Annotated in this window: 14 protein-coding genes; 2 read left to right on the top strand and 12 right to left on the bottom strand. The window is 60.1% G+C overall.

The genetic code is table 11. The annotated features are described in order from the left end of the window. Positions 1-43: 43 nt before the first annotated feature. On the top strand, positions 44-841 hold the full coding sequence (locus PH562_RS14605) for an NAD-dependent epimerase/dehydratase family protein (protein WP_285173800.1): 798 nt from the start codon (positions 44-46) through the stop codon (positions 839-841). A gap of 3 nt (positions 842-844) precedes the next feature. Here the strand turns inward: PH562_RS14605 and PH562_RS14600 are convergent, their stop codons facing one another. The 12 genes from PH562_RS14600 to kdpF form a co-directional block, all read right to left on the bottom strand. Next, the gene (locus PH562_RS14600) at positions 845-1891 is read right to left on the bottom strand and encodes a sulfate/molybdate ABC transporter ATP-binding protein (protein WP_113228728.1); all 1047 of its coding nucleotides are present in this window, start codon (positions 1889-1891) and stop codon (positions 845-847) included. Positions 1892-1902: 11 nt separating this feature from the next. Next, positions 1903-2775 (bottom strand): sulfate ABC transporter permease subunit CysW, encoded by an 873-nt coding sequence (gene cysW / locus PH562_RS14595; RefSeq protein ID WP_285173799.1) that lies wholly within the window; start codon positions 2773-2775, stop codon positions 1903-1905. Next, positions 2765-3622 carry a sulfate ABC transporter permease subunit CysT gene (gene cysT, locus PH562_RS14590; RefSeq protein WP_113228727.1) on the bottom strand — a complete coding sequence of 286 codons (858 nt, stop codon included), beginning with the start codon at positions 3620-3622 and terminating at the stop codon, positions 2765-2767. Before cysT ends, cysW begins: the two co-directional genes overlap by 11 nt. Positions 3623-3628: 6 nt before the next feature. Next, a complete protein-coding gene (locus PH562_RS14585; protein ID WP_095437459.1) occupies positions 3629-4657 on the bottom strand; it encodes a sulfate ABC transporter substrate-binding protein in 1029 nt (342 codons plus the stop codon). A 161-nt stretch (positions 4658-4818) separates the two neighbouring features. Then, positions 4819-5274, bottom strand: coding sequence for a PTS sugar transporter subunit IIA (locus PH562_RS14580; RefSeq protein WP_285173798.1), 456 nt, complete (start codon positions 5272-5274; stop codon positions 4819-4821). Between the two features lie 102 nt (positions 5275-5376). Further along, on the bottom strand, positions 5377-6069 hold the full coding sequence (locus tag PH562_RS14575; RefSeq protein WP_285173797.1) for a response regulator: 693 nt from the start codon (positions 6067-6069) through the stop codon (positions 5377-5379). After that, the gene (locus tag PH562_RS14570; protein ID WP_285173796.1) at positions 6066-8777 is read right to left on the bottom strand and encodes a sensor histidine kinase; all 2712 of its coding nucleotides are present in this window, start codon (positions 8775-8777) and stop codon (positions 6066-6068) included. Before PH562_RS14570 ends, PH562_RS14575 begins: the two co-directional genes overlap by 4 nt. 59 nt (positions 8778-8836) lie before the next feature. After that, positions 8837-9442, bottom strand: coding sequence for a K(+)-transporting ATPase subunit C (locus tag PH562_RS14565; protein ID WP_285173795.1), 606 nt, complete (start codon positions 9440-9442; stop codon positions 8837-8839). A 12-nt stretch (positions 9443-9454) separates the two neighbouring features. After that, entirely contained in the window at positions 9455-11542 is a 2088-nt protein-coding gene (gene kdpB / locus PH562_RS14560; RefSeq protein WP_285173794.1) for a potassium-transporting ATPase subunit KdpB, read from the bottom strand. Positions 11543-11590: 48 nt separating this feature from the next. Further along, on the bottom strand, positions 11591-11752 hold the full coding sequence (locus tag PH562_RS14555) for a hypothetical protein (protein ID WP_285173793.1): 162 nt from the start codon (positions 11750-11752) through the stop codon (positions 11591-11593). Positions 11753-11764: 12 nt separating this feature from the next. Beyond that, positions 11765-13468 (bottom strand): potassium-transporting ATPase subunit KdpA, encoded by a 1704-nt coding sequence (gene kdpA / locus PH562_RS14550; protein ID WP_285173792.1) that lies wholly within the window; start codon positions 13466-13468, stop codon positions 11765-11767. Between the two features lie 27 nt (positions 13469-13495). Next, a complete protein-coding gene (gene kdpF / locus PH562_RS14545) occupies positions 13496-13585 on the bottom strand; it encodes a K(+)-transporting ATPase subunit F (protein ID WP_041678183.1) in 90 nt (29 codons plus the stop codon). A gap of 510 nt (positions 13586-14095) precedes the next feature. Here kdpF and PH562_RS14540 point away from each other — a divergent pair. Further along, a complete protein-coding gene (locus tag PH562_RS14540) occupies positions 14096-15115 on the top strand; it encodes a LacI family DNA-binding transcriptional regulator (protein ID WP_285173791.1) in 1020 nt (339 codons plus the stop codon). Positions 15116-15121 lie beyond the last annotated feature (6 nt).

The raw sequence follows: 15121 nt of genomic DNA, 5'->3' as shown, positions 1-15121 counted from the left end.
TCTTATAGGCTGCCCGCCGAAATGACCGATCCGGGAGACAATCATGCTGAAAACTCTGTTGCTGACCGGCGCCGCCGGCGGTGTTGGCCAGGCAATCCGGCCGCTTCTGTCGCAGATCGCCGAGAATGTCGTATTGTCCGACCTCGCGCCAATAAGCGACCTGCGCCCGAATGAGCGTTTCGTCGCCTGCGATCTCGCCGACCGCAGCGGCGTCGACGCGATGGTGCAAGGTGTTGATGGTATCATCCATCTTGGCGGGATATCGGTGGAAAAGCCCTTCGATCTGATCCTGCAAGGCAATATACTCGGCCTCTATAATCTCTATGAAGCAGCGCGCGCCGCCGGCAAGCCACGCATCGTTTTTGCAAGCTCCAATCACACGATCGGCTTCTATCGCCGGGATGAGCGGATCGACAATAAGGTGCCGACACGGCCAGATTCGCTCTATGGGGTCTCGAAAGTCTTCGGCGAGGCCGTCGCCAGCCTCTATTTCGACAAGTTCGGCCAGGAAACGCTTTCGGTACGCATCGGCTCCTGCTTCCCCGAGCCGCGCAATACACGCATGCTCGCCACCTGGTTCAGCATCGGGGATTTCGTCTCGCTGTGCGATTGCGCATTCAGCGCCCCGCGCCTCGGCCATACGATCGTCTATGGCGTCTCGGACAATGACGAACAGTGGTGGGACAATAGCAACGCCGCCTTTCTCGGCTGGAAGCCGCGCGATAGTGCGGCTCCCTGGCGCGCCGAAATTCTGTCGAGGACACCCGCTGAGGATCCAAACGATCCTGCAATCGTCTATCAGGGCGGCGGCTTTGTTTCTGCCGCTCACCCCGAGGACTGATCGTCAGACGCCGTTGCGAAAGAGCTTCCAGCGTGTCGGCCTGAAAGCAATGCGGTTGCGGTCCAATGCATCCGCCTTGTTCGGCGGCAGTTCGATCTCGATAGGATCGTGCTGCGCACCGATGTTGATCTCAAGATGGCGGGTGCCTGCTACACGCCTGCTGGCAACGAGCAGACCCGCGATCGCGCTGCCATCGCCATCGCGGATCTCGATATCGTGGGGTCGGAAATACAGATAGGCTTCGCCATCAGGCTCATGCGGCGTGCTGAGCCCCAGCGGCTTATCATCGAACCAGATCTCACCGCTGGTGATGCGCACCTTCAGACGATTGGATTGGCCGATAAAGCCATAGACGAAGGGAGAGTTCGGCGCGTCGTAGATCTCGTCTGGTGTTCCGACCTGTTCGATCGCGCCCTTGTTGAGCACGACCACCCGGTCGGCGAGCTCCAGCGCTTCTTCTTGGTCATGGGTCACGAAGACGGTGGTGTGGCCGGTGCGGTCATGGATCTCGCGTAGCCATTTGCGCAGGTCCTTGCGGACTTGCGCATCGAGAGCACCGAAGGGCTCGTCGAGAAGCAGGACATTCGGCTCCACCGCCATGGCGCGCGCCAGTGCAACACGCTGGCGCTGGCCGCCGGAAAGCTGGGCCGGATAGCGCTTCTCCAGGCCGTTCAATTGCACGAGTTCCAACAGCTCGATGGCACGCCGGCGTATTTCATCGCGTGGCGGACGACGCGATGCCGAGCGGACTTTCAGACCGAAGGAGATGTTGTCGAGCACCGTCATATGCCGGAATAGCGCATAATGCTGGAACACGAAGCCGATATTGCGCTGCTGCACGGTCTTTCGCGACGCATCCTCTTCGCCGAAGAAGATCTGCCCCTCCGTCGGAGTTTCCAACCCGGCAATCAGGCGCAGCAGCGTCGTCTTGCCGGAGCCCGATGGCCCGAGAAGCGCAATCAGTTCGCTCGAGCGGATATCCAGGGACACGTCATGCAATGCGGGAAAGCGACCGAATTCCTTACGCAGGTTTTGAACGCGAACTTCCATTAAGAATTCCTTCAGTGACGCCGGCTGGCTGCGATCTCTTCGCTATAGCGCATTTCCAGCAACGTCTTCAGTATCAGTGTGACAAGGGCAAGCAGAGCCAGAAGCGTAGCAACGGCAAAGGCCCCAGAGAAATTATATTCGTTATAGAGAATCTCGACCTGCAGCGGCATGGTGTTTGTTTCGCCGCGAATATGGCCGGAGACGACCGAAACGGCGCCGAACTCACCCATGGCGCGGGCGTTGCAGAGCAGCACGCCGTAAAGCAGGCCCCATTTGATGTTCGGCAGCGTGACATGCCAGAAGGTCTGCCAGCCATTCGCCCCGAGCGAAAGTGCTGCCTCCTCGTCCGCGCTGCCCTGCTCCTGCATCAACGGGATCAGTTCGCGCGCGACGAAGGGAAAGGTGACGAACATCGTCGCCAGCACCAGCCCAGGAACCGCAAACAGGATCTGAATGCCGTGGCTTTGCAGCCAAGGGCCGAGTGTGCTGTTCGAATTGAACAACAGCACGAAGACGAGGCCCGATATGACCGGCGACACCGAGAAGGGCAGATCGATCAGCGTCATCAGTAAGGCCTTGCCCTTGAATTCGAACTTGGCGATCGCCCAGGCGGCCGCAATGCCGCAGACGAGGTTCAGCGGCACGCTGATGCCGGCAACGATCAATGTCAGCCGGATCGCCGCAAAGGTTTCCTCGTCAACCAAGGCTTCGAAGAAGGTCTCGATCCCCTTGCGGAATGCCTCGACGAAAACGGCGGCGAGAGGCAGAAGCACCATCAGCGTCAGGAACGCGAGCGAGATCAATATGAAGACGATGCGCGCAAGCCGACTTTCGGTGATGACCGAATGACCGGTTTCGACTGATGCAGAAAGATCATGCGCCATAGCCATATCTCCTTCTGCTCCACGACTGGATGAGATTGATGATCAAAAGCATGGTGAAGGAAATAAACAGCATCAACGTCGCGATCGCCGTCGCTGCGGAATAGTTATATTCCTCCAGGCGAATGACGATGAGCAGCGGTGCGATTTCCGAAACGTACGGCTTGTTGCCGGCGATGAAGATGACCGATCCGTATTCGCCGGCCGCGCGCGCGAATGCCAATGCAAAGCCTGTCAGAGCTGCAGGTGCGAGGCCTGGCAGCAGCACGCGGGTTATGGTCTGAAAACGCGAGGCACCAAGGGTCGCCGCCGCCTCCTCGACTTCGCGGTCGATCTCCTCCATGACCGGCTGTGCCGTGCGCACTACGAAAGGCAGACCGACGAAGATCAACGCGATGACGATGCCGACGGGCGTGAAGGCGATCCTAATGCCGAGCGGCGTAAGGAACTGTCCGATCCAGCCATTCGGCGCGTAGAGCGTCGTCAGTGCAATGCCGGCAACCGCCGTCGGCAAGGCGAACGGCAGATCGACCATCGCATCGAGAACGCGCTTGCCCGGAAAGCGATAGCGCACCAGCACCCAGGCCAGGATAAGCCCGAGCACGGCATTGACGAGCGCGGCGATAAAGGCGCCGCCAAAGCTCATGCGCAGAGCATAGAGCGTGCGCACGTCAAGCGCGAGGGCCCAAAAATTCTGCCAGCCGAGCGCGCTGCTTTTCCAGAGGAGCCCTGATAGCGGGATGAGAACTATGAAGAGGAGCCAAGCCAAGGTAACGCCGAGCGCCAATCCGAATCCCGGAATGACGCTCGGCTGCCGTAACCGCCACCGTTTGCGGGTTATAGAATGCATTCAGTCTTATTGCCCCGGCTTGTAGATCTGATCGAAGACGCCCCCGTCAGCGAAGAATTTCGGCTGAGCTTGAGACCATCCGCCGAAGTCGTCAATAGTTGCGAGCTTCAGGGATGGGAAACGAGCGACATCTTTGGGATCGGCCGCTTCCGGTTTGATCGGCCGGTAATAGTGCTTCGCAGCGATCTTCTGACCTTCATCCGAGTACAGGTAGTTCAGGTATGCTTCCGCGACCTTGCGCGTGCCCTTCGTGTCGACATTGCCGTCGACAACGGCAACCGGCGGATCGGCGCGGATCGAAACGGACGGCGTCACGATCTCGAATTTGTCGGGACCGAGTTCGTCGAGCGAGAGATAGGCCTCGTTTTCCCAGGCGAGCAGGACGTCACCAAGACCACGCTGCACGAAGGTCGTCGTCGCCCCGCGCGCACCGGTGTCGAGGACCGGCACATGCTTCAGGAGCTGCGCGACGTAGTCCTGCGCCTTGGCATCATCGCCGCCATTGGCCTGTTTGGCCCAGGCCCAGGCTGCGAGGATATTCCAGCGAGCACCGCCTGATGTCTTCGGGTTCGGCGTGATGACTTCGACCCCGTCCTTGACCAGATCCGGCCAGTCCTTGATGCCCTTGGGATTGCCCTTGCGCACCAGGAAAACGATGGTCGAGGTGTAGGGAACCGAATTGTTCGGGAACTTGGTCTTCCAGTCGGCGGGGATCTTGTGCGTCGCCTTGGCGATCGCGTCGATATCGCCCTCAAGGGCGAGCGTCACCACATCGGCATCGAGACCGTCGATGACCGAGCGGGCCTGCGCGCCGGAACCACCATGCGAAGCCTTGATATTGATGGTTTCACCCGTGTCCTTCTTCCACTTGGCGGCAAAGGCCGTATTGAAGTCCTTATAGAGTTCGCGGGTCGGATCGTAGGAAACATTGAGAAGCGTCTTGTCCGCCGCCCAGGTCGGCGCGACGGCCGCGATCGAGAAACTGCCGATCAGAATTGCGGTTGCGAGAAGCCGAGAAAGCTTAATCGTCTGCATGGATGCACCCCCTTCGTTTGTCCTTAAACCCTACCAACTTGGTCGTATAAAGTAACGAAGACAGTTCCCGTTTTCGGCAACCGTGGAGAACAGCATCCCATAGAATCCAGAAAAGTGAAATCACATTCCCGAATGACATCAGACGTGCAACGAGTGCGTCGTCAGCAAATCGTGTCGGACATAAAGACAGAATAGAGTTCGTCGGCGTTCTTGGTCCGCCGCATCGCCGTCAGCACGCCCTCCGTCCGCAAGCGCCTTGCGATCGCGGCGAGCACATTCAGATAGTCGTTTCGTCCGCCCTCCGCGAACAGCAGGACAAAAGCCCATTCCGTCGGCACGTCGTCTATTGCGTCGAAATCAACGGGATGGGCGAAATGCACCATAAACCCTCGTGGTCTTGTCATGCCAGCAATAGCGGCATGCGGAACGGCAACACCATTACCGATTCCGGTCGTGCCTAGTTTTTCGCGTGTCTCCAGCGCCCGCAAGACCATTCCCTCGTCTAAGCCGAAGCAACCGGCAGCCTTCGACGACAGCAGCTGCAACGCCCGCCATTTGGTCGAGACCGAGATGCCGACAAAAACATGCTCGGGAAGAATGATGGTGGAGAGGTCCATGGTTGCGCTCAGGATCGGGTGACTGTTCGTTCAGAAATGATGTTCATCGCCACAAGATCGAGCTGATGTCATCTCGATCCCAGGTTCTAAATCCTGGCGGTCTCAATCCGGTTCACGCAGCCGATAACCGACACCTGTTTCGGTGGTGATATAGCGTGGCTGATCCGGGATTTCTTCGATCTTCTGCCGGAGCTGGCGCACATAGACGCGCAAATATTGCACATCGGCGGCCGGTCCCCAGATCTGCTTCAGCAGGAACTGGTGCGTCAGAACCTTGCCGGCATGCTGGGCGAGCACGCGCAGGATGTCGTATTCCTTTGGCGACAGCTTGATCTCCTTGCCATCGACCTTGACGATGCGCTTGACAAGATCGAGGGAAAGGCCGCCGGTCTGGAAAATCGCCTTCTCGCCCTGCTGCTGCAGGCGATGGCGCAGCGCTACCCGGATGCGGGCAGCAAGCTCGTTGACGCCGAAAGGCTTGGTCACATAATCATCGGCGCCGCTCTCGAGCGCCTTGACGATACCAGCTTCATCGGTGCGGCTTGACAGGATGACCACCGGGATCTGCACCCCATCCTCGCGCCAACCGAGCAACAGATCCTGGCCTGATTTATCCGGCAGGCCGAGATCGAGCACGATCAGATCGGGCTGGTCTTCATCGATCGACGCCTGGGCTGACGCGGCGCTCTGCGCTTCATTGACGACATAGCCCTGGGCACCGAGGCCCACGCGCAGCAATTTGCGGATCGGCGGCTCGTCATCGACGACGAGAATCTTGACGGCGGTGGTGTTCATTTCAATTCATCCAGCTTCAGGACATCTGTTGGTTTCGGCAGGCGAATGGTGAAGACCGCTCCCTGCCGATCCGTTCTGTTACCGGCGGCAATCGTGCCGCCCATCGCCTCGATGAAACCGCGGCAGATGGAAAGGCCAAGCCCGGTTCCGGCGCGCACCTGATCACCCTTGCGCACGCGATAGAAGGTATCGAAGACGCGCTCGAGATCAGCGGGCGGAATACCTGGTCCCTCGTCCATCACCCGGAAGACGATATTGTCGATATCGGCCCAGGCCTCCAGCCGAATGGCCGATCCTTCCGGCGCATATTTGGCGGCATTGTCGAGCAGGTTGAAGAGCACTTGCTCGAACAGGACCGGGTCAACCTTCACCATCGGCAGATCGACGGGCATCTGCACGTCGACACGGTGATGCGCCAGGATTTTTTCCGCCCGCCGCAGCGCGCTGCCGACGATATCGCCGGCATAATGCAGGGCGTAATTCGGCTCCATCGCGCCGGACTCGATCTTGGTCATATCGAGGAGATTGGCGATGAAACGGTTGAGCCGTTCTGATTCGTCGATGACGGTCGACAGGAGATCGACGCGATCTTCGTGCGGCAAGGTTTCCAGATAGTCGCGCAAGGTACCTGCTGCCCCAAGGATGGCGGCGAGCGGCGTCTTTAGGTCATGGGAAATGGATGTCAGCAGTGCGGAGCGCAGCCGATCCGCCTCGACGGCGAGTTTGGCCCGGTCGACATCGGCCACCAGTTGTACGCGCTCGATGGCAAGGGCGGCCTGATCGGCGAGCGCGTCGAGCAACCGCTGTTGCTCCGGCGTCAAGAGCGGGCCGTCGCGCCGGTCGCTATCGAGGCCGATGACGCCGACGGCGGTTCGGCCGGTGCGGAGCGGAACGTAAAGGCGCTTCGCGCCAGGCAGGGTATCGGCGCCGCGGCCGGCGGCATGATTATGCTCCCAAGCCCACCGTGCCGCCGCAATATCGGCGTCGTCGAGCGTGTCGTCAGGCGGATAGCCCGCCCTGACAGCGATCGTGCCATGCTCCGGCAGAAGCAGCACGACCCGCAGCTTCAGCATCGATGCCAACTGAAAAGCGGTTGCCCAGAGAACATCGTCGAGCGTGCCGGTACCGGCGAGCTTCTTGGAAAAGAGATAGAGGTCTTCGGTGGTTCGCGCCCGTTGCCGCGCCGCCGCCGCCTGTCGCTGCACAGTCGCCGTCAGGTTACTCGCAATGACCGCGACACCGAGGAAGAAGAAGAAGGCAAGCACGCTTTCGGGATCACTGATCGTCAGCGTGTAGCGCGGAGGCAGAAAAAAGAAGTTGAAGGCAAGAGCGCCGAGAAAACAGGAGTAAAGTGCCGGACGCAGACCTTGCGTCACGGCGCTTACCAGCACCGCCATCAGGAAGACCAGCGCCAAATTGCGGACATCCAGCACCTGATCGAGGATGACGCAGAAGCCGAGCGCGATGGCAACATAGAGCGTTGCCAGGACATAACCACGAAACTGGAAGGGCGGCGGCGAAGGCGCCACTTTGACACCCCGCTTTGCAGCCTCGCCATCCGCTTCGCTGCCGGAAATGACATGGACGCTGATGTCCCCGGCCCTGCGGATGAGATCGTAGGACACCGAACGCCGCGACCAATCGCGCCAGGAGCCGATTTTTGGCGAGCCGATGACGATGTGGGTGACATTGTTGCTCGCCGAATGGCGAAGCAATTCCTCCGCCACCTCGCGGCCCGGAAGTGTGATAGCTTCACCGCCAAGCTGCTCGGCGAGCCGCAGCGTTGCGGCAATCGTGTCACGCTGCGCCTCACTCAAACTGATCGAGCGGTTGGTCTCGACATAGACGGCTGCCCAGGGGGCCCGCAAGCGCGCGGCCATGCGGGCGGCATAGCGGACAAGTGCAGCCGAACGCGGGTGATGATCGATCGAAACGAGCACGCGCTCGCCGGCAGCCCAAGGGCCCTGGATCGCGTGCGCCTGCATATGGGTCAGAAGCTGATCATCGACGCGCTGGGCGGTGCGCCGCAGCGCCAGTTCGCGCAGTGCGGTCAAGTTGCCGGGCGTGAAATAATTGGTCAGCGCCCGCTCAGCCGTCTTCGAGACATAGACCTTGCCGTCATGCAGCCGCTTGATGAGATCATCCGGCGTCAGATCGATGATCTCGACATCATCTGCCATGTCGATGATCGAATCCGGTACCGTCTCGCGCACCCGGATGCGGGTAATCTGCGAGACGACGTCATTCAAGCTTTCGACGTGCTGGATATTCAACGTCGTATAGACGTCGATCCCACGGTCGAGAAGCTCCTTCACATCGAGATAGCGTTTGGGATGCCGGCTGCCATAAGCATTGGTATGAGCAAGTTCGTCGACAAGCACCAGTTCGGGGCGGCGCTTCAGGATGGCATCGAGATCCATTTCCTCAAGCGCCCTGCCCTTATAGTCGACATTGACGCGCGGAACGATCTCGAATCCATCAAGCAGGGCCTGTGTCTCGCGGCGGCCATGGGTCTCGACGACTCCGACGACGACATCGACGCCGTCGGCGATCTTCGCCCTGCCCGACATCAGCATCTCATAGGTCTTGCCGACACCCGGCGCCGCACCCAGGAATATCTTCAGCCGTCCGCGTGTTTCCGCCCGCGCCTTTTCGAGAAGCGCATCGGGAGAAGGCCTCCCCAACATATCGCGGCTTTCATCTGCCATTCGGACGTCGTCTTTCCTGATAAGGTCGAGACGGCGCTAATCGTCTCAACCTCTTCAACTTATTGAGTCATAGAAGCATCGAGCGCCTGGTTCAATGCCAGCACATTGACCACAGGTTCGCCGAGAACGCCGAGCTCACGCGGCTCGATTGCAGCATCGACAAGCGACTTGACCTTGGCCTCATCCATGTTGCGGGCCTTGGCGACGCGCGGGACCTGGAAATAGGCATCATCAGGCGAGATGTGCGGGTCGAGACCGCTACCCGATGTCGTCACCATGTCGATCGGAACCGGCACGTTCGGATTCTGCGCCTGCAATGTCACCGCATCCCCCTTGATACGCGTGATCAGGCTCGAATTGGTCGGACCGAGATTGGAGCCGCCGGAATTGGCGGCATTATAGGGCGCGGGAACCGATTTTGTCGGGTCATTCGGATCGGCGCCGGTCGTGGCCGACGGGCGGCCGTGGAAATACTTATCCGTCGTGAAATTTTGGCCGATCAGGCTGGAGCCGATCACCTTGCCGTCCTTCTCCACCAGGCTGCCATTGGCCTGGTGGGGAAAGAGCGTCTGGGCGACGCCGGTCATGGCGAGAGGATAGGCAAGGCCAGTCAGGACGGTCGTGGCGACGATCATGACGATGGCGGGTCTGATTTGTTTCAACATGAGAGAAACTCCTTAGGCGAGGCCGATGGCGGTGATCGCCATGTCGATGGCCTTGATGCCGATGAAGGGAACGATGATGCCGCCGAGGCCGTAGATCAGCAGGTTGCGGCTGAGCAGCGCGCCGGCGCCGATCGGGCGATAGCGGACACCCTTCAGTGACAGCGGGATCAGTGCGACGATGATGAGCGCATTGAAGATGATGGCCGAGAGAATGGCGCTTTGCGGCGTCGCCAGGCCCATGATGTTCAGCATCTTCAGCTGAGGGTAGAAGGCGATGAACATCGCTGGGATAATGGCGAAATATTTCGCGATGTCGTTGGCGATCGAGAAGGTCGTCAGAGCGCCGCGCGTCATCAGCAATTGCTTGCCGATCTCGACGATCTCGATGAGCTTTGTCGGATCGCTGTCGAGATCGACCATGTTGCCGGCCTCGCGGGCGGCGACCGTACCGGTGTTCATGGCAACGCCGACATCGGCCTGGGCGAGTGCGGGCGCGTCGTTCGTGCCGTCGCCGCACATGGCAACGAGCTTGCCCTTGGACTGTTCCTCGCGCATCAGCGCCAGCTTCATTTCCGGGGTCGCCTGGGCGAGGAAGTCGTCGACGCCGGCTTCGGCGGCGATGGCGGCGGCCGTCAGCGGGTTGTCGCCCGTGATCATGACGGTGCGGATACCCATGCGGCGCAGTTCCGCAAAGCGTTCGCGGATGCCGCCCTTGACGATGTCTTTCAGATGGATGACGCCGAGCAGACGACCATCACGGGCGACGGCAAGCGGAGTGCCGCCAGCCTTGGCGATCTCGTCGGCGATCCCTTGCAGCTCCCGCAGCATCTCACTCGATGTGCGGGACATGACGGCTGTACCTTCCGTCGCACCATTGGCCGCACCTTCGACATAGGCGATCACGGCATCGACGGCGCCCTTGCGGATTGACGAGCCTTCCAGATCGACGCCGCTCATGCGGGTCTGTGCGGTAAAGGGCACGAAGGTCGCCTTCAGGCTCGTCATGTCGCGGCCGCGGATCGCATATTTTTCCTTGGCAAGCACGACGATGGAACGTCCCTCAGGCGTTTCGTCAGCAAGCGAGGCAAGCTGCGCGGCGTCGGCCAGATCCTGTTCGCTGATACCGCGGACCGGGCGGAAGGCGGTTGCCTGGCGGTTGCCGAGCGTGATCGTGCCGGTCTTGTCGAGAAGCAGCGTGTCGACGTCGCCGGCGGCCTCGACGGCACGGCCGGACATGGCGAGCACGTTGAAGCGCACCAGACGGTCCATGCCGGCAATACCGATTGCCGAAAGCAGAGCGCCGATGGTAGTCGGGATCAGGGTCACGAAGAGAGCAACGAGCACGACCGTCTGGATCGAGCCGCCGGCATAGGCGGCAAAACTCGGGATGGTGACGGTCGCGAGCACGAAGATCAGCGTCATACCGGCCAGCAGGATGTTCAGTGCAATTTCGTTCGGCGTTTTCTGCCGCTCGGCGCCTTCGACCAGCGCGATCATGCGGTCGATGAAGGTCGAGCCGGCTGCCGCCGTGATGCGCACCCGGATTTCATCCGACAGGACCTGTGTGCCGCCTGTTACCGCCGAACGGTCGCCGCCCGATTCACGGATGACAGGCGCGGATTCGCCGGTGATCGCGGCTTCGTTGACCGAAGCAACACCTTCGATCACCTCGCCATCGGAGGGGATGATGTCGCCGGCTTCGACGAGAACGACGTCGCCGACCTTCAAGCTGGTGCCAGGCACCATCTTGTAGTCGGTGCGGCTGTTACCGACCAAAAGCTTTGCCTGGGTTTCGGTGCGCGACTTGCGCAGCGAATCCGCCTGCGCCTTGCCGCGGCCTTCGGCAACGGCTTCCGCGAAATTGGCAAACAGCACCGTGAACCAGAGCCAGATATTGATCTGCAGCGAGAAGGCAAGATTGCCGCCGCCGGTGACGAGGTCGCGCAGGAAGAGGACGGTCGTCAGCATCGAAACGACGGCGACCACGAACATGACGGGGTTCTTGGCAAGCGTGCGCGGGTTCAACTTCTTGAACGAAGCGCCGATCGCCGGAACGAGGATGCGAGAATCCAGAATACTCGCTGATTTTAACTGGCTCATAAGAGGCTCCAGCGTGAAGAGGAAAACGTCAGATCGGAACGCCGCCGATCAGCCGATTAAAAATCCGAAGACGACAAGGCCGAGGAACAAGGCAGCCATCGCCAGCAAAATGGCGTCGGAAGCACAGGTTGTTCCGGCCGGGCCACGCCCCCTGTCGAAGGGGCGTGGATCGATGACTTTTCTAAGCTTGCCCAAAAGCGGTTGGCGCATGGCCGTCATTCCTTAAAAGGTCTGGCCTGCAATCATCGACAGATGTTCGACGATCGGTCCGAGCGCCAGCGCCGGGAAGAAGGTCAGGCCGCCGACGATCAGGATCGTGCCGACCAGCAGGCCGACGAAGAGCGGGCCATCCGTCGGGAAGGTGCCGGCCGAGGCGGGAACCGTTTTCTTGGTGATCAGCGAGCCAGCAATCGCAAGTGCCGGAACGATGACCAGGAAACGGCCGATCAACATGACAATACCGAGCGTGATGTTGTACCAGGGGGTATTGCCGGACAGACCACCGAAGGCCGAGCCGTTGTTTGCCGCAGCCGAGCTATAGGCATAGAGGATTTCCGAGAAGCCGTGCGGGCCGGCATTGGCGATCGAGGCAACGGCGGAGGGCAATACCACGGAGATCGCCGTGAAGATCAGCATGCCGGCGGGCAGGCAAAGCACGGCAAGCATTGCCATCTTCACTTCCTTGGCCTCGATCTTCTTGCCGAGATATTCCGGCGTGCGCCCGACCATCAGGCCTGCAACGAAGATGGCGATAACGACGAACATCAAGATGCCATAGAAGCCGGCACCGACGCCGCCGACGATGACCTCGCCGAGCTGCAGGTTAATGAGCGGGATCAGGCCACCGATCGCGGTGAAACTGTCGAGCATGCCGTTGACTGCACCGCAAGATGCCGCCGTGGTGATGACTGCAAAGAGCGAGGAGGCGGCAATGCCGAAGCGGACTTCCTTGCCTTCCATATTGCCGCCCTGGACACCGAGTGCATGGATCAGCGGATTGCCCGCAGCCTCAGCCCAATAAGTGACGATCACACCGGCGATGAACAATGTACCCATTGCAGCCAGGATCGCCCAGCCCTGACGCTGGCTGCCGACCATGCGGCCGAAGACGTTGGTGAGCGCCGCGCCGATGGCGAAGATCGCCAGCATCTGCAGGAGGTTGGAGATGGCGTCGGGGTTTTCGAACGGATGCGCCGAGTTGGCATTGAAGAAGCCACCGCCATTCGTGCCGAGCATCTTGATGGCAAGCTGCGAGGCAACGGGACCGACGGCAATCGTCTGCTGCGCACCTTCGAGCGTGGTGGCGTTGACATAGGGGCCGAGCGTCTGCGGCACGCCGAGATAGACGAAAGCAATCGTCAGCGCGATGCAGATCGGCAAGAGGACATAGAGCGTCGCGCGGACCATATCGACCCAGAAGTTGCCGATCGCCTTGCCCGAAGCACGCGCGAAAGCGCGGATCAGCGCAATGGCGATGGCGATGCCGGTTGCCGCGGAAACGAAGTTCTGCACGGTCAGGCCGGCCATCTGAACAAGATAGGACATCGTGCTTTCGCCGCCGTAGTTCTGCCAATTGGTATTGGTGACGAAGCTGGTTGCCGTGTTGAAGGACAGTTCCGGGCCGACTGCGGTCATGCCGGCCGGATTATACGGCAAGCTGCCTTGCAGGCGCTGGAGCGCGTAAAGAACGAGAAAGCCGGCGAGGCTGAACAGCAGCATGGAAACCGAGTAGGTCGTCCAGTGCTGCTCTTCGCGCTCATCCGTGCCGGCCAAACGATAAAGCCCCCGTTCCACAGGACGGAGGACGAAGGAGAGGAAGGTGCGCTCGCCGGTAAAGACTCGCGTCATGTAACCGCCGAGCGGTTTGACGAGCAGGAGAAGGATCCCGATGTAAATGAGGATCTGAAGCCATCCGTTGAAGGTCATGGAGGTAACTTTCCCTATCCAGCGCTGTCAGAAGCGCTCGGGGCGAATGAGAGCATAGACCAGGTAGACGGTGAGAAAGATCGTCACGCCGCCACCGAGAATGTAATCGAGAAGCATTGCCGTCTCTCCGACTAGAGGCTGTCGCAGGCCTTGGTATAAGCGACGCAAAGGAGGAAGAATAAAACGCCGATCCCGACAAGAAGAATGTCCATCATCGATCGCGAGTCCTTGATTGTTATTGTTGAATGCAGAAATGATGGAGAGCGCCCTTACTCAGAGCGCCTCTTTTCCTGCCGACCTGGAAGATCACTTGAGGTGCATCTTCCAGACGTAATATGCGGCCAAACCGCATTAAGGTTCGAGACGGCGCAAAAGCGGAAGATATAAAAATCTTATAAATGCCGATGCGGGTGACGACGGTCTGAAAATCTGCTCATACGCGAAGCAGATGCCGGCCTGTGCTGCCGAACCCGTCCGAAAATTGACGCGCCTTATAGACACGCGGCTGTTATTTCAATGCATGACGCTTGATGCAGCATTCCGGCGGTGATTTAGTCCGGCGATAAGTTGATCCGCACTCCCGACGGTCCAACCCCGACCATTCGCCCTCCAGAGAAACGCCAGCAAGTGACTACCAGCATCAGACATATCGCCAAACTCGCAGGAACATCGGTCTCGTCGGTCTCGCGGGTGCTGAACAATAGCGGCTATGCCTCTCCGGAACTGCGGGAGCGCGTTGAATCTGCCATCCGCACGCTCAACTACACGCCGAGCAAAGGCGCGCAGATGCTGCGCGGCGCGCCGAGCCGGATGATCGGGTTGATGCTGCCGTCGATCGACGTGCCCTTTTTCGGCATTCTTGCCCACGCAATCGAGCAGGAATTGTTCCAGCGCGGCTATCAGACCTTGATCTGCAGCACCGCCGAAAACATGGATCACGAAGCGCGCTATATTTCCATGCTGCTGTCCCAGCGCGTCGATGGCGTCATCGTCGCAAGCGCCTTCGGCAGCACGGAGCATTTCGAGGCCTTGCGCGAAGCCCATATCCCGATCGTCGCGATCGATCGCGAGCTTCCCGGAATAGCTGGTGATGCCGTTATGGCCGACCATGAAGAAGGCGGGCGGATGATGGCCCGCCACCTGGTCGAACTCGGTCATCGAAAAATCGGCATTGTCGGCGCCCCTGCCCACAGTCAACCGGTCCAGCTTCGGCTTCGCGGCATCAAAGAGGAGATGGCCGAGCGCGGCATCGCACCCCCTGCCATCTTCATGGCAGAGGAACATAGTTTTGCCGCCACCTATCCGCTCGCAAAGCAATTGGTCGCCTCCCAGCCTCAGATGACTGGTATCATTGGCACGACGGACATATCAGCGATTGCGACAATTCATGCCGTCCAGGATCACGGCTTTTCCGTGCCTCGCGACTATTCGGTGATCGGTTTCGACGATCTGCCGGAGGCGGCCTATGTCTTTCCGCGGCTGACGACCATCGCGCAGCCGATCCGCGGCGTCGGCGAGCAGGCCGTCCGGCAATTGGAGTCCCTGATCGATGAAGACCAGGCCGATGGCGAGCGGCGAATGGACACCCTTATCAAAATGCCCGTCACGTTGATCGAGCGCGACTCCACCGGCACCGTTCGCACATGAATGCGA

The sequence above is a fragment of the Rhizobium centroccidentale genome (genome assembly GCF_030182565.1).
Classification (GTDB): domain Bacteria; phylum Pseudomonadota; class Alphaproteobacteria; order Rhizobiales; family Rhizobiaceae; genus Rhizobium.
Note: the sequence above shows the minus strand (reverse complement) of the source record. Positions and strands in the feature narration are given on the sequence as shown.